The following is a 14,478-nucleotide window of genomic DNA, read 5'->3' on the forward strand; positions in this document are numbered from 1 at the left end:
GTATAGCGCATGATTTTGCAGGGCTACCCTGCAAAGACGCAAAAAAACAGCAATGGTTGCTTTACAAATGCTGTTATTTTAAGGCATCGGCAATTTTACGGTCGTTGCTAAGGCGGGGCAGCTTGTTTTGCCCGCCCAGCTTACCAATAGATTTCATATACTCTTGGAAGCCGTTCTTACTCACTTTGGTAATAATTAGTGTGCGAAGTACGCTGCCGGCAATAAGATCGTCATAATACACATTCTGTTTACGCATGGCGGTATCTATAGCGAGGGCAAAGATTTCGATATCTTCAGGCTCGGTTTCAAATTCTATAAACCACTCATGGTATGGCAGCCCGGCTTCGGGTGTTATTTGCGGGGCAACGGTAAACTCGTTTACGGTAACGTTGGTTCCTGCAACGGCCTGGTTTAGGGCGCTTTCTACCTCTTTGCTTATAACATGCTCGCCAAAAGCCGATATGTAATGTTTTATCCTGCCGGTTACCACCACCCTATAGGGGAAAGTTGACGTAAATGCAATGGTATCGCCAATGTTATAGGCCCATAACCCGGCATTGGTAGAGATAATGAGCGCGTAGTTTACACCTACCTCAACTTCGCCAATGGTATAGCGACGCGGATTATTGGTAAAAAAGTCATCGGCTTTTATAAATTCATAAAAAATGCCTGCGTTAAGCAGCAGCAGCATTCCTTTTTCGGACTGCGAATCCTGGTAGGCAAAAAATCCTTCCGATGCCGGGAACAGTTCTATACTGTTTACTCTGCGGCCAATAAGGCTTTCAAATTTAGCACGGTACGGCTCGTAGTTTACGCCGCCGTATATAAACAGGTTAAAGTTCTTAAAGATATCGCCCACGGGCTTGTTGCCTTTTTGCTGCAACTTTTCAAAATACATTTGTACCCAGCTTGGTATGCCCGATATTACCTGCATATCTTCATTATACGTTTCTTCTACAATGGCATCTACCTTGGTTTCCCAGTCGTCTATAACATTGGTTTCCCAACTGGGCATGCGGTTTTTTTGAAGGTAGGCCGGTACAAAATGGGCTACGATACCGCTAAGGCGGCCAAATTTAATACCGTGTTTTTCATCGAGTTCAGGGCTGCCCTGTAAAAAGATCATCTTGCCGTCTACAAAAGCCGACTTTCCGGTTTCGTGTATGTAGGCCAGTATGGCATTGCGCGCCGCTTCTATATGGTAGGGCATGCTCTCCTTAGTAAGCGGAATGTACTTGGCCCCGCTTGTAGTACCCGATGTTTTGGCAAAGTACAGCGGCTTGCCCGGCCACAGTACATTTTCTTCGCCATGCACTACGCGGTCTACGTAGGTTTTAAGTGCCTCGTAATCGCGTACGGGCACTTTGGCAGCATAATCAGCATAAGATGTTATTCCTTCAAAACCGTGGTCTTTACCAAATTGGGTATCTTTTGCGGCAGCCAGTAATTTTTTAAAGACTTTTTGCTGCGTTTCTACAGGGTTTTGTGCCCATTTTTGGGTTTTACCATGAATAATGGCAGCGAATATTTTTGCACCAAATGTTTTTAACGACATGGCTGGTAGTATTTAGGTGTGTTAATCTTTTGATAGCGATAAAGCTATCGTATGCTTGGCGTATACGCTTAATCGAAATCAATGAACTGGGTTGGGTTTATAGGGTAGCCGTCTTTCCAAAGCTCAAAATGCAATTGAGCACCCGCTGCCTGGCTGCCTGTAGTGCCTGCAAGGCCTATAACCTCGCCGCTGCGCACAATATCGCCCTGCTCTTTAGTAAGCGATGCCACTTTTTTGTAAACCGATATTATACCATCGTTATGGCGGATGATTATTACGTTGCCGTAGGTAGGCGTCCAGTCGGCCAACACTACCGTTCCGGCGGCAATAGCCTTAACAGGCGTGTTGTTTGCCAATGCTATCTCCAACGCAAAATGCTTTTGTGCAGGGTTGTACGGCTGTGTAATGTGCCCCTGTACCGGAGCAAAAAGCACCACGTTTACTTTTGGTTTGGCCTTTTCAAACAGGTTGTATTTATCTTCCAGGGCTACCTCTTCGCGAAGTTTCATGTCGGCCTCACTGGGTTTCATGTCGTCTTCGGTAAGTTCTTTCTGGTCGGCAGGCTTTATAGAGTCGCGGCTCAGGTGGCTGCGGTCCAGCTCTCCGGTAAGTACTTTTTTGACTGATGCCAGGTACATCTCATTTTCCTGTATAACCTTTATTAGCGAGTCGGACTTTGTGGCGTTAGCCGTGGCTTCGCGCTTAAGTTTTGTAGAGGCATAACCCGGTATGTATTCCCTTAATGGGGTAAAGGCTATAATGTAGGTAACAAGCGCTATCATTACAATACTTATGCTTGTAATGCCCACAAAAACATTCATAAGGTTGAGCCTTAGCGAAAAAATCTCTTCAAATGTATCTTCATTAAGTATTACCAGGCGGTTCTTGGTCAACAACTTTTTCCTGATAATTTGCTTTTTAAGCCTCTTTGCCGACATAATAACGGTTTAATTGACAAATATAGTAATCCTGCCCTATTTATCCCTGATTTGTTGCCCCTAAACATTACAGGAGTTAAGGGCATCTTAAAAATTTTATTTTATTTAACGCAAACCATAATCAAATAATTGTCGTAAATAGTAACAGGAACTTATTTTATATTTAACTTTGTTCGATAATTAAAACTTTTTGTCATGGGTAGATTTGGTGTAACTGAATGGATACTGGTAATTGCAGTTGTGTTACTTCTTTTTGGAGGTAAAAAAATTCCTGAATTAATGAAAGGGCTTGGATCTGGTATTAAGGAATTTAAAAACGCAGCTAAAGAAGGTAGTGATGAGCAGTCTGCGGCTAAAAAACAGACAGCCACAGAAGAAAATAAATTATAATACTTTTATTATAAAGATATCAAACCCCTTTATGGCGCTGCCTAAAGGGGTTTTTGGTATGGTGTAATCTATAGCTCAAATTGTTTAATGATAATTTATTTTGCTGTGGACTTTAAATCTTTTGAAACCGAACGCCTGCTGCTTGTGCCAACATCTGTAGATGATGCGGCTTTTATTTTAGAATTGCTCAATTCGCCAAAATGGATACAGTTTATTGGCGACAGGAATGTTACAACCCCCGAGGAAGCTAAAGCCTACATAGAAAACCGTATGATGCCGCAGCTCCACCGGCTGGGCTATGGCAATTATACGATATTACGTAAGCATGACAGAGCTAAAATAGGCTCGTGCGGGTTGTATGACCGCGAAGGCCTTGATGGTATTGATATTGGTTTTGCCCTGCTACCCGCCTTTGAAAAACTGGGCTATGCTTTTGAAGCCGTGAACCGGATTAAAGAATTCGCCGTTAACGACTTACACCTTAGCCAAATCAGCGGTATTACCACTAAAGATAATATATCATCCCAAAACCTGCTTGTAAAAATTGGGCTCCGGTTTGAAAAATACGTTACCATACCTAATGACACCGAGGAGTTGTGTTTGTATGTGTGGAAGGGTTAATTTTGGGATCTGTGGATTTGGTTGACTACAACGGGTACATGTTTAACGTCATCACGAGCGCAGCTTGCGGAGCGCGGTGATCCCACTCGAAAAACATATTGTAGTGCTACAAGTGGGATCGCTTCGTCGTGCCTCCTAGCGAGGACGGTGCGTGAAAAACTTAATTTAACAGTACCCGTTGCCGTCATCACGAGCGAAGTGCAACGGAGCGCGGTGATCCCACTCGGGAAAGCTATTTTATAAATGGTTTTCAATTTCAAAGTATAAATCTTTCCATTCCGGATTTATACTAACAATAAGCCCAACCTTCTTCGCTTTCGAGCCCGCTTTGAGTTGCTTTTCACGCGTAATGGCATCTTCAATCATTTGAAAAGTTTCAAAGTAAACTAATTTATTCAGGTTAAATCTGGCAGAAAACGAATTGATGTGGCGCTTTTCTTTATGCTCTTTAATACGTTGATGTAAATCAGATGTTACACCAATATACAATGTTGTATTGTATTCATTTGTAATGATATAAACATAACCGGGCTTCATAATATATTGTATTACTTAATTTGATGGGATCGCTTCGTCATGCCTCCTCGCGAGGACGGTGCGGGAAAAAGGCTGACTTTATTTGGTGCTTATATCCATGCTCTGATCACGAGCGAAGTGCAACGGAGCGTGGTGATCCCACTCAGTAGTAGCTGTACCCGCGCTACGAGAAGGATCGCTTTATTGTGCCTCCTCGCGAGGACGGCGCGTGAAAAACGTTACGGTTAAAACCAACCACCATAATAATGGGATCGCTTCGTCGTGCCTCCTTGCGAGGACGGTGCGTGAAGAATAATATATCAAATAACCAAATCCACGAATCAACAAATCCACCTTATAAGATCATTGTAAGTTGAATTCTTTTGCGCTGTTCGTCTACCTCAACCACTTTTACCTGCACATGCTGGTGTAACTTCACAACTTCGTTAACGTCGCTTACAAAGCCTTCTTTAAGCTGAGAGATGTGTACCAAGCCACTTTCTTTAATGCCCATATCTACAAAGCAGCCAAAGTTGGTTATGTTGTTTACAATGCCCGGCAATATCATACCCGTGCGCAGGTCGGCAATTGACTTAACGTTAGGGTCAAATTCAAACACTTTGGCGGCTTTACGGGGATCTAAGCCCGGTTTTTCGAGTTCTTTTAAAATATCTTTTAAGCCAAGCTGACCAATTTCTGCCGTTACGTAGCTTGCCACGTTTACTTTGGCAATGGCCTCTTTGTTAGATATCAGGTCGGATGGCTTAAGTTTTAAATCCTTAGCAATTTTTTCTACAATGGGGTAGGCTTCCGGGTGAACGGCGCTATTATCCAGCGGATTTTTACCGTTAGGGATACGGATGAACGCCGCCGCCTGCTGGTAGGCCTTCTCCCCTAGCCTTGGCACTTTTTTAAGCTGCTTACGGTCTTCAAACGGGCCGTTCTCGCTCCTATATGCCACGATATTCTCAGCCAGCTTTTCGCCAATGCCGGATACATACCCCAACAACGACTTACTCGCGGTATTAATGTTTACCCCCACCGAGTTTACGCAGCGCATAACCACGGTATCCAGTTCGTCTTTAAGGTTACCCTGGTCTACATCGTGCTGGTACTGCCCTACCCCAATGGCTTTCGGGTCTATCTTAACCAGTTCGGCAAGCGGGTCGCTCAGCCTACGGCCGATAGATACGGCTCCCCTAACGGTAACATCGTATTTTGGAAATTCGTCCCTGGCAATTTTAGACGCCGAATATACCGATGCCCCTGCCTCGCTTACCACAAAAACCTGCGGCGGCGTATCAAAAGCTATTTTTTTAATGAAATGCTCTGTTTCGCGGCTTGCTGTACCGTTACCAATAGATATGGCATCTATTTTATAAGCGTTTACCATAGAGCGGATCTTTTTCATGGCAATGGCGCTCTCGTTTTGCGGCGCATGCGGAAAAATGGTTTCGTTATAGAGCAGGTCGCCTTTTTCGTCCAGGCATACAATTTTACAGCCGCTCCTGAAACCCGGGTCGATCGCCAGGATGCGCTTGGCACCCAACGGCGGCGCTAATAAGAGCTGACCCAAATTACCGGCAAATACCTGTATGGCAACTGCATCGGCCTTGGCTTTGGCTTCCAGCAGCACTTCGTTAGAAATTGCCGGCGCCAACAGGCGCTTGTAACTATCGTCGATAGCTTTTTTAAGGTGTACCGATGTTTCTTTTTTGTTCTTGATGATGGCTTCGTCCATCAGGTCGAGGGCCTCTTCGCTATCAATATCGACCTTAAATTTTATTATGCCCTCGTTCTCTGCGCGAAGCATGGCCAGCAACCTGTGCGACGGCGCTTTGGCAAGGTTCTCGCTCCAGTCGAGGTATTGCTCAAATTTTTTGGCCTTCTCCGGGTCGGCGGTTTTAACGGCCTTGGTGGTAATGGCCGCTTTGCGGCCAAAAATGCGGCGCAGGCTCTTGCGGATGTACACGTTCTCGTTAATCCATTCGGCAATAATATCGCGGGCTCCTTGTAGTGCCTCGTCTTCGTTACCTACCTTATCGTTTAGGTATTTGGCGGCAATAAAATCGATATCATCGGCATTCTGACCCATAATTATCTTTGCCAGTGGCTCCAGCCCTTTTTCGCGGGCGGCATCGGCGCGGGTTTTCTTTTTCTTTTTGTAGGGCAGGTACAGGTCTTCGATCTCGGTAAGGTCGAAACTGGCTGTTATTTTCTGGTTTAATTCGGGCCTAAGGGCGTTTTGTTCGGCAATGCTTTTAAGTATGGCGTCTTTGCGTTTTGTAATGGCATCATACGCTTGGCTAAGCTTGGCAATTTGCTCTATAACCACCTCGTCCAGATTGCCGGTCATGTCCTTTCTATAACGGGCAATAAAGGGTATGGTACAGTCGTCGGAAAGGAGCTGAACCGTGTTCTCTATGCTTTTTTGCGGCGCAGCAACCTGGCCCAGTATGTATTGTATGTTTGTCATGGCTTGTAAAATAAGGGATACAAATATGCCAATTTAATTGGAGTTATTGGAATGTTTTTTAGGTGGGATTTTTTTGTAGGTTAGAGGCTAATTTAATTTCGATGAAAAAAGTAAAAGATTATAATAAAGATTTAAGAAGTAACATCCTAATTAGTTCAATCAGGGTTGAAGAAGCTGCGTCAAATGTTTTAGTATATCTTTTCAGGACAATTAAACCCGACTCAAAGACTCTTGGAAATAAATCTAGTAGTCTATCGTTGAAAAATAAAATTGACCTCTTATATGATTTGGAAGATATTGAAAAAGCTGATTATGCAGGAATGATTAAGTTTATGGAAATTAGGAATCAGTTTATACATAATCCAAATTGCAGTTGTTTTTTGGATTTATCCAAAGACTTTCCAGAAGGTTTAAAATATTTAAAGACAAATTATCCTGTACAAGAAAATAATGCGGAAATAATGTATCAGACGTCTTTTTTCAATCTGTGGAAAAGTGTTCTTGGTAAGCTCATCTTGTTAAAATTTGAATATAGTAAAGGTGCTGAGGAAGAAATGAAAAGGTTTGTTAACTCTCAATCAGTTATGAAATTTAATGAAATATGTAATCTCGCTATAGAAAACTGGAAAAAGAGAAAATCGGAAGATGAAAATATACCTTTTTTAGGCTACACTTTTGATCAATTACAACACGAAATACAAGTTTTCACAAATCAGCTTCAATATGATTTACTTGATGAACAAATTAAAGTTCTAGACTCTATAGATGATAATAAAATAGTAGCTAAAGATATATACAGACGAAAGATTAGTATTATTGAAGAATTAAAAAAGACAGAACTTAAACATTAGTAAATTCTGTAGTATATAATTTCCAAGCAAATAGTGCAACATCACGCTCGTACCCAAACTAAATTATAAGGCACGGGCAAGATGCCCGCGCCAGCTCTTTTTCTACTATCTCACAAACCTAATCGGTGCCCAGTAAAAGTTTTTAAGGGTGCCAGTTTTTATACGTATCGCCACGTAAATAGGGTAGAAGAAGTTAATGGCATACAGTACTATTGTAGCATAAGCAAAGCCATTATAAAATTCGCCTTTCAAAATTTTTGATGTAACATAGATACCAAATACTATATTGGTAACTATCGCCCACACTATTTGGAAGTTTAAAATATTGGAACCTTGATTATGCACCTCAACAATCCTGTCGCGTTTGTTGAGCCATAAAATAAGTGGCAGGATAATGTTGCCAAAGGGTATTAACACGCCCCCCAGTACCGAAAGGTGCAGGTACATAATGTAGCTTTTGTCTTCTATCTTACCGTAATCAAGTATGTCTTCTATGTTTATGCCCAAGGCGGTACAGATGCCGCTCAGGGTGTTGCCGCGGGGTTCGGTTTCGTCTTTTTCTATACGCTGTAAGGTGCGCAAATTTATTTTAGAAAGGTCGGATAACTCCTCTTGCGTTAGCCCTTTTTGTTTCCTGATCCCACTAATTTTTTTGCCAATGGTTGTCATAATGATTTTGTTTAAAAGTTTAGGCAAAATTACCGCCGCAGCTATGCCCGTTGTAGCGGTTTTGCTACGGCATTTTTACGGCATTTGTGCCTAAAGCCTGTAAATAAAGGGTTTTTGTTTCCTTATTTACATTTAAAACAAAGATGAGAAAAAAAATTTACCACAAAGGCACAAAGGATTTTTCACGAAGTTTCACAAAGGTTTTTGCTAACTATTAACAACTTATTGCCTTACAAAGAACAGGAGGCTGTGTATAATTTTGTGGAAAACGCATATAAAAATTCCGCCCATGAGGCGGAATTTTTATGATAATTAGCTAAATACTTAGCACGACATTTTATCAACCCTTGTTTGGTGGCGGCCACCTTCAAAAGGGGTATCAAGAAAAGTATCCACCATTTCTATAGCCTGTTGTATGGATGTATAGCGTGCCGGGATGCTTATAATATTTGCATTATTGTGTTGGCGCGCAAGCGCCGAAATTTCTTTGGTCCAGCACAGGGCCGCCCTGATTTTTTGGTGTTTGTTGGCCGTAATGGCAGCACCGTTTCCGCTTCCGCAAATGATGATGCCAAGATCTACCGCACCATTCTCTACATCGGTGGCAACCGGGTGTACAAAATCAGGATAGTCTACACTATCGGTAGTATCGGTACCATGGTTTATCACTTCAATACCTTTTGCTTCAAGATGTTTTACAATGGCTTTTTTATAGTCAGGCCCGGCGTGGTCGTTACCAATAGAAATTTTCATAAAAATGTGTGTTATTTTGCAGTACAAAGGTATCAAACAAACTGTAATACAGCAATAAAGAGGGCAATTTTAATGCTTTACAGGTAGGTGCACGTGCGTTTAAGATACTATAAAAACTGTTAAAAAACTACATTGTTAGTAACTATTGAAAGCCATTGAAAACAAAGGAGATAAGAATTAACCAACTTTGTTGATAACTATACAATCAAAAAAGAAAGATTTTTTGCCATCGTAAGCTAATTTTTATAATGCAAAACGTAAATCAATCCTGCAACTTTATTTTTAGAATTTTGCTTAGAAGTTATCAGACCCTGAGTAGGATTTATTAACACAAATTAACAAAGGTTTTAGTGAACATTTTTAATGTAAATAACCTTTTAACCATTGTTAATAAGTGTTGGCGAAAATTACGAAAACAACTCATTTATATTTGTTTACATTCTCTTAACATTGTTGAAACATTTGTATAAAATTGTATAACTGCCAATACAGCGATTATCGTAAAAAGTTATACCGGTTATTAACACGCTATAATAACCACCATAAATTTTATAAATTTTAAAAAAAAGAATTGTTGTTATTAATAAGTGTTGATAACAATTTTGAAGATTGAATTTTTTTCAGACAATTTTTAAATTGTTGTCTTTGTCAAATGCTGTAAGGATGCGGTTTACTGTATCAAGGTCGTTGGGGTGTACTTTAAGTTTAATGCCACCCAGGGCGTGGGCATACATGGGTACAACGGTTAGCATGGTTTCGTTTTCAAAGTAAAACTGCAGGCCGGCATCCTGTAATATGTGTTTTAGTATGGCAATTTCATGCGGGTAGGTAAAAACTGCTGCTGTTATAAATTGTTTCATGTCAGCATATTATTAAGTAATATATGTATAAATGTAGCCATTTAAAAGTTATTATTTCATTAAAGGGGCTTACAAATCTATTTGTTATTTGTAAATTTCAGCATTATTTTAAAAAATGTATGAGTAAGAGAAACGGAAAACCGTCGGCAAAAAAGGAAAAAGACTTTTCTGCAAAAATTTATAAGATACTCGCTAAAGATCCCAATAAATCATTTAATTACAAGCAAATAGCAGCAGTGCTGGAGCTTACCGACACCCAGAGCAGGAACGAGATCATAAAAGAACTTAAGCTGCTGGCCGGAAGGGAAAAGATTGAGGAGATAGAAAAAGGCAAGTATACTGTAGTATCTAAAGCTGACTATGTAGAAGGAAAGATTGACATGACCAGCAGGAAAACAGCCTATTTTGTTTCGCCTGAGCTGGAAGAAGATGTATTTATACCCACCAATAACCTTAACAAAGCCCTTGATAAAGATAAGGTTAAGGTATATATATACAACAGGAGAAAGGGCAGGAGGCCCGAAGGTGAGGTTGTTGAAGTAATTGAACGATTTAAAACAGAGTTTGTAGGCGTTATAGACATACAAAAGAATTTTGCTTTTGTAAGTACGGCCAATGCAAAAATGTATACCGATATTTTTATCCCTAAGAACAAACTGGGCAATGCCGAGAACGGTGATGTTGTGCTTGTTAAGATGGACGACTGGCCTGCTAAAGCCGACAGCCCTTTTGGTGAAGTGATCCGTGTACTGGGCCGCCCGGGAGAACACAATACCGAAATTCATGCGATATTGGCCGAATATGGTTTACCGTATGATTTTCCTATTGATGTAGAGGTATTTGCACAAAAAATTGATACTGAGATTCATCCGGAAGAGATTGCAAGGCGAAGGGATATGCGTAATGTATTAACCTTTACGATTGACCCGAAGGATGCCAAGGATTTTGATGATGCGCTATCGTTCCAAAAACTGGAGAACGGTAATTATGAAGTAGGTATTCATATTGCAGATGTATCGTACTACCTGCAGGAAGGTACCATACTGGACGCCGAAGCTTACCAAAGGGCAACATCGGTTTACCTGGTAGACAGGGTAGTACCCATGCTTCCGGAAGTACTGAGTAACTTTGCGTGTTCATTGCGTCCAAATGAAGAGAAATATACGTTCTCTGCCATATTTGAGATCAGTGAAAATGCAGAGGTAAGAAACCAGTGGTTTGGCCGTACGGTTATATATTCCGACCAGCGTTTTGCTTATGAAGAAGCACAGCATATTATAGAAACCGAAGGCAATACCATACCGGCTGAAATATCCTTAACCGGTGCTGAGTATACCGTTTCGCCCGAAATTCAGTTCGCTACCTTAAAGCTTAATGAGTTATCTAAAGTACTTCGTAAAAAGAGGATGGCTAATGGTGCCATATCTTTTGATAAGGTAGAGGTTAAATTCAACCTTAACGAAGCCGCAGAGCCTATAGGTGTGTTCTTTAAAGTGGCTAAGGATGCCAATCACCTTATTGAGGAATTTATGCTTTTAGCCAACCGTAAGGTGGCTGAATTTATTGGTAAACAAAAACCTAAGAAAACATTTGTATACCGTATTCACGATGAGCCTGACCAAGATAAGCTTATTAACCTGCAAACGGTTATATCTAAGTTTGGTTATAAGATCGACTTTAAATCTAAGGGCGATATATCAAAATCGTTGAATAACTTACTAACTGAAGTTCAGGGTAAAAAAGAGCAGAACCTTGTAGATACCCTTGCCATAAGAACCATGAGCAAGGCTAAATATTCAACAGAGAACATAGGGCACTATGGGCTTGCGTTTGATTACTATTCGCATTTTACATCGCCCATACGCCGTTACCCGGATGTTATGGCACATAGATTGTTACAGCATTACCTGGACGGAGGCGCATCGGTAGATGAAGAGGTGTACGAAGAGCAGTGTAACCACTCTTCTAACATGGAAGGGCTGGCTGCCAATGCAGAGCGTGACAGTATTAAGTACATGCAGGTTAAATACATGCTGGACCATAAGGACGAAGAATTCCTTGGGGTTATATCGGGCGTTACTGAGTGGGGTATTTATGTAGAGATTGTATCGAACAAGTGTGAGGGTATGTGCCGCATACGCGAAATTAAAGATGACTACTACACATTTGACGAAAAACAGTATGCCTTGGTAGGGGAGGTTACTAAAACGCTCTTACAGCTGGGCGACGAGGTTTTTGTTAAAGTTAAAAATGCCGACCTGGTTAAAAAACAGCTCGACTTTACCTACCTGCGTAAAAACGAATAGTAAAAATTGCGTTTTGTATAGAATCTCAAAGTCCGAAAGTGAAATATTAAGCGTTTTTTATCGTCTTTAAGACGAATTAGAATATCATCAAATAATCAAAAATAAATTCAAAAATGAAAAAAGTAATTTTAATAGCCTTTTTAGGTGTAAGCCAGTTTATAGCGGCACAGGTAACTAAAAACCTGGGCGATTTTAGTACTGTACGTGTATTTGATAAAATTAACGTTACCCTGGTTAAGAGCACTGAAAATAAGATAGTTTTAAGGGGCGAAGGCTCTAATGATGTAGAGGTAGTTACTAAAAACAACGACCTTAAAATACGTATGAAGCTTACCAAGATACTTCAGGGTGAGAACATTGACGCTACCGTTTACTACAAAAGCGTAGATGTGGTAGAAGCCAGCGAAGGTGCATATGTAGGATCGTCTGACACCTTTAAAAGCACTGCTTTTGAGGTAAATGCTAAAGAAGGTTCTACTATCAAATTAAACTTTGAGGTTCAGAAACTTAAGTCGAAAGCAGCATCTGGCGGTATACTGGAGTTAACGGGATCGGCTGATAACCATGCTGCTACGGTAACATCGGGTGGTATCTTAAAAGCTAAAAGTCTCGAAACAAAACAAACTACCGTAGGCATTACCGCAGGTGGAGAAGCCGATGTGTATGCCTCTGATTTTGTGGATGCTAAAACCACTGCCGGTGGTACTATAGATGTTTTTGGATCGCCAAAACAGGTTAACCAGAAAACATCGGCCGGTGGGAAAATAAACGTTATTAAATAATACTTTTTATCGTAACAATACAGTAGTAACCTCTTAAGATACAATTCTTAAGAGGTTTTTTTTTTGAGCAAAACTGTAACGTTCAAAAAAAAGTGCAGTCTTTACCATGAACAAATTAATCATACTAAACATTATTACTCATGAAAGCATTATACGTAACAGCAGCCCTGGCTGTATTTAGCCTGGCTTCAGCCCAAAAAACGACTGATCTTAAACCTTTTAAAAGCCTTACTATAGGGCCTGATGTTAAGGTTAAACTGGTACAATCTAAAGAAAATAAGCTTGTTATAGAAAGCGGTGAAGAAGAGGAACTACAGATAAATAATGCCGGTGGAACCCTTTCACTTAACGGCCCTGACCTTAGGCTGACCTTGTATTATAAAGATGTACTGGAAAATATCTCCTTACAGGCAGATGCTGAAATTGAGGGAGGTGATGAAATAAAATCGAATAACCTAAACATTAAGGCCAATGCAGATGCAAAAGTAAACCTTAAGATAAATGTAAAAAAACTGAATACAGAAGCTGATTCTGATGCACAAATAACCCTTACCGGTAAAGCTAAAGATCATGCTGTAACGCTATCATCTGATGCACAATTACATGCGAAAAGCCTGGTTACTGAAAATACTAATGTAGAGCTGTCATCTGATGCTACGGCAGATATTACCGTAAAAGACACTGTGAATGCTACTGCATCGTCTGACGCTTCACTTAAAATATACGGCAACCCTAAAAAAGTAAACGAGGTTAAAGGAGATGATGCTAAAATAGAGCTTGTTAAATAACCCTTTTCAGTTAAATAAAATGTAATTATTAAGGCCTTTTTTTAATTTAAATTTAAAATGGTAACTTGCAGTCACTAAACGCAATTAATGTTACACGATATTTTAAAGGCCATTCCGTTAGGATTTTTTTTAAGCGTAATGCCGGGTGCAGTTTTTTTTGTATTGCTGGAAACCAGCGTACTAAAAGGCTTTAAAGCGGCTATTGCTTTTGATCTTGGTGCGGTTACATCTGATGTTGTTTTTATACTTATAGCTTATTTTAGCAGCTATAAATTACTAGAAAAGATTAAAGATGAGCCGGGACTCTTTATTTTTGGAGGCATTATTATGCTTACCTACGGTATTATATCGTTCTTAAAGATTAATAAATCTAACAAGAATGAGCTGGTAGACGATGCCGCAAAAGACATTATAAGTAAAACGCGAACCAACTACTTTAGCCTGTTTGCAAAGGGTTTCCTGCTTAATTTTATCAATATTGGAGTATTGCTGTTCTGGTTGGGTATCATTATTACCTGGGGCCCGCAGCTGGATCTTAAACCATCCCGAATGTTTGTATTCTTTACATCGGTAATTGGTACTTATTTTATAATAGATATTGGTAAAATAATGCTTGCCAAGCAGTTAAGGAGCAAGCTTACCATGGGTAACATCATGAAAATAAAGCAGGGTATAAGCATTATACTTATGATATTTGGTATCGCTTTACTGGTACAGGGGTCTTTCCCTAAAGAACTGAACTCTACAATACAAAAATTTGAAAATCAGAACTAAACCAAAAATTTAGACATAAAAAAACCCGCTAATTTAGCGGGTTTTTTGTTTTAAGAGGCATCTAGCGGATTCGAACCGCTGTACGAGGTTTTGCAGACCTCTGCCTAGCCACTCGGCCAAGATGCCATTCTTGTAACGGTTGGCAAATTTACATATATTTTGCAGTAACGCAAGTAAATTGAAATTAATTTACATTCAA

General features: G+C 40.3%; 14 protein-coding genes and 1 tRNA gene. 7 read left to right on the forward strand and 8 right to left on the reverse strand.

What is annotated here, in order from left to right:
• Nucleotides 1-73: 73 nt before the first annotated feature.
• Nucleotides 74-1,555: a GH3 auxin-responsive promoter family protein gene (locus tag FMM05_RS18395; RefSeq protein WP_143374895.1), complete on the reverse strand. Its 1,482-nt coding sequence runs from the start codon at nucleotides 1,553-1,555 to the stop codon at nucleotides 74-76.
• A 68-nt stretch (nucleotides 1,556-1,623) separates the two neighbouring features.
• Nucleotides 1,624-2,493: a M23 family metallopeptidase gene (locus FMM05_RS18400; RefSeq protein WP_143374896.1), complete on the reverse strand. Its 870-nt coding sequence runs from the start codon at nucleotides 2,491-2,493 to the stop codon at nucleotides 1,624-1,626.
• 195 nt (nucleotides 2,494-2,688) lie between these two features.
• Here FMM05_RS18400 and FMM05_RS18405 point away from each other — a divergent pair, with 195 nt between their 5' ends.
• Together FMM05_RS18405 and FMM05_RS18410 are read left to right on the forward strand one after the other, a co-directional pair.
• A complete protein-coding gene (locus tag FMM05_RS18405; protein ID WP_143374897.1) occupies nucleotides 2,689-2,883 on the forward strand; it encodes a Sec-independent protein translocase subunit TatA/TatB in 195 nt (64 codons plus the stop codon).
• Between the two features lie 105 nt (nucleotides 2,884-2,988).
• Entirely contained in the window at nucleotides 2,989-3,504 is a 516-nt protein-coding gene (locus FMM05_RS18410; RefSeq protein WP_235894429.1) for a GNAT family N-acetyltransferase, read from the forward strand.
• Nucleotides 3,505-3,741: 237 nt separating this feature from the next.
• Here the strand turns inward: FMM05_RS18410 and FMM05_RS18415 are convergent, their stop codons facing one another.
• Nucleotides 3,742-4,041 (reverse strand): GIY-YIG nuclease family protein, encoded by a 300-nt coding sequence (locus tag FMM05_RS18415; RefSeq protein ID WP_143374899.1) that lies wholly within the window; start codon nucleotides 4,039-4,041, stop codon nucleotides 3,742-3,744.
• A 334-nt stretch (nucleotides 4,042-4,375) separates the two neighbouring features.
• On the reverse strand, nucleotides 4,376-6,496 hold the full coding sequence (locus tag FMM05_RS18420; protein WP_143374900.1) for a Tex family protein: 2,121 nt from the start codon (nucleotides 6,494-6,496) through the stop codon (nucleotides 4,376-4,378).
• A 101-nt stretch (nucleotides 6,497-6,597) separates the two neighbouring features.
• Here FMM05_RS18420 and FMM05_RS18425 point away from each other — a divergent pair, with 101 nt between their 5' ends.
• A complete protein-coding gene (locus FMM05_RS18425; protein WP_143374901.1) occupies nucleotides 6,598-7,347 on the forward strand; it encodes a hypothetical protein in 750 nt (249 codons plus the stop codon).
• 105 nt (nucleotides 7,348-7,452) lie between these two features.
• Here the strand turns inward: FMM05_RS18425 and FMM05_RS18430 are convergent, their stop codons facing one another.
• The 3 genes from FMM05_RS18430 to FMM05_RS18440 all read right to left on the reverse strand — a co-directional run bounded on the left by FMM05_RS18430 (nucleotide 7,453) and on the right by FMM05_RS18440 (nucleotide 9,629).
• Nucleotides 7,453-8,016 carry a helix-turn-helix domain-containing protein gene (locus FMM05_RS18430; protein ID WP_143374902.1) on the reverse strand — a complete coding sequence of 188 codons (564 nt, stop codon included), beginning with the start codon at nucleotides 8,014-8,016 and terminating at the stop codon, nucleotides 7,453-7,455.
• 324 nt (nucleotides 8,017-8,340) lie between these two features.
• A complete protein-coding gene (gene rpiB / locus FMM05_RS18435; protein ID WP_143374903.1) occupies nucleotides 8,341-8,769 on the reverse strand; it encodes a ribose 5-phosphate isomerase B in 429 nt (142 codons plus the stop codon).
• Between the two features lie 620 nt (nucleotides 8,770-9,389).
• Complete coding sequence (locus FMM05_RS18440; RefSeq protein WP_143374904.1) at nucleotides 9,390-9,629, reverse strand: DUF2007 domain-containing protein; 240 nt, start codon at nucleotides 9,627-9,629, stop codon at nucleotides 9,390-9,392.
• A 119-nt stretch (nucleotides 9,630-9,748) separates the two neighbouring features.
• Here FMM05_RS18440 and rnr point away from each other — a divergent pair, with 119 nt between their 5' ends.
• The 4 genes from rnr (at nucleotide 9,749) to FMM05_RS18460 (ending at nucleotide 14,279) form a co-directional block, all read left to right on the forward strand.
• Nucleotides 9,749-11,935 carry a ribonuclease R gene (rnr, locus tag FMM05_RS18445; protein ID WP_143374905.1) on the forward strand — a complete coding sequence of 729 codons (2,187 nt, stop codon included), beginning with the start codon at nucleotides 9,749-9,751 and terminating at the stop codon, nucleotides 11,933-11,935.
• A 113-nt stretch (nucleotides 11,936-12,048) separates the two neighbouring features.
• Nucleotides 12,049-12,717 (forward strand): head GIN domain-containing protein, encoded by a 669-nt coding sequence (locus FMM05_RS18450; protein WP_143374906.1) that lies wholly within the window; start codon nucleotides 12,049-12,051, stop codon nucleotides 12,715-12,717.
• Between the two features lie 140 nt (nucleotides 12,718-12,857).
• Complete coding sequence (locus FMM05_RS18455; protein ID WP_143374907.1) at nucleotides 12,858-13,505, forward strand: head GIN domain-containing protein; 648 nt, start codon at nucleotides 12,858-12,860, stop codon at nucleotides 13,503-13,505.
• 87 nt (nucleotides 13,506-13,592) lie between these two features.
• The gene (locus tag FMM05_RS18460) at nucleotides 13,593-14,279 is read left to right on the forward strand and encodes a LysE family translocator (protein ID WP_143374908.1); all 687 of its coding nucleotides are present in this window, start codon (nucleotides 13,593-13,595) and stop codon (nucleotides 14,277-14,279) included.
• Nucleotides 14,280-14,334: 55 nt separating this feature from the next.
• Here FMM05_RS18460 and FMM05_RS18465 read toward each other — a convergent pair.
• Nucleotides 14,335-14,405: transfer RNA gene (locus tag FMM05_RS18465), tRNA-Cys, on the reverse strand.
• Between the last annotated feature and the right edge of the window lie 73 nt (nucleotides 14,406-14,478).

Origin of the sequence: Flavobacterium zepuense (assembly GCF_007097145.1) — a bacterium.
GTDB lineage: Bacteria > Bacteroidota > Bacteroidia > Flavobacteriales > Flavobacteriaceae > Flavobacterium > Flavobacterium zepuense.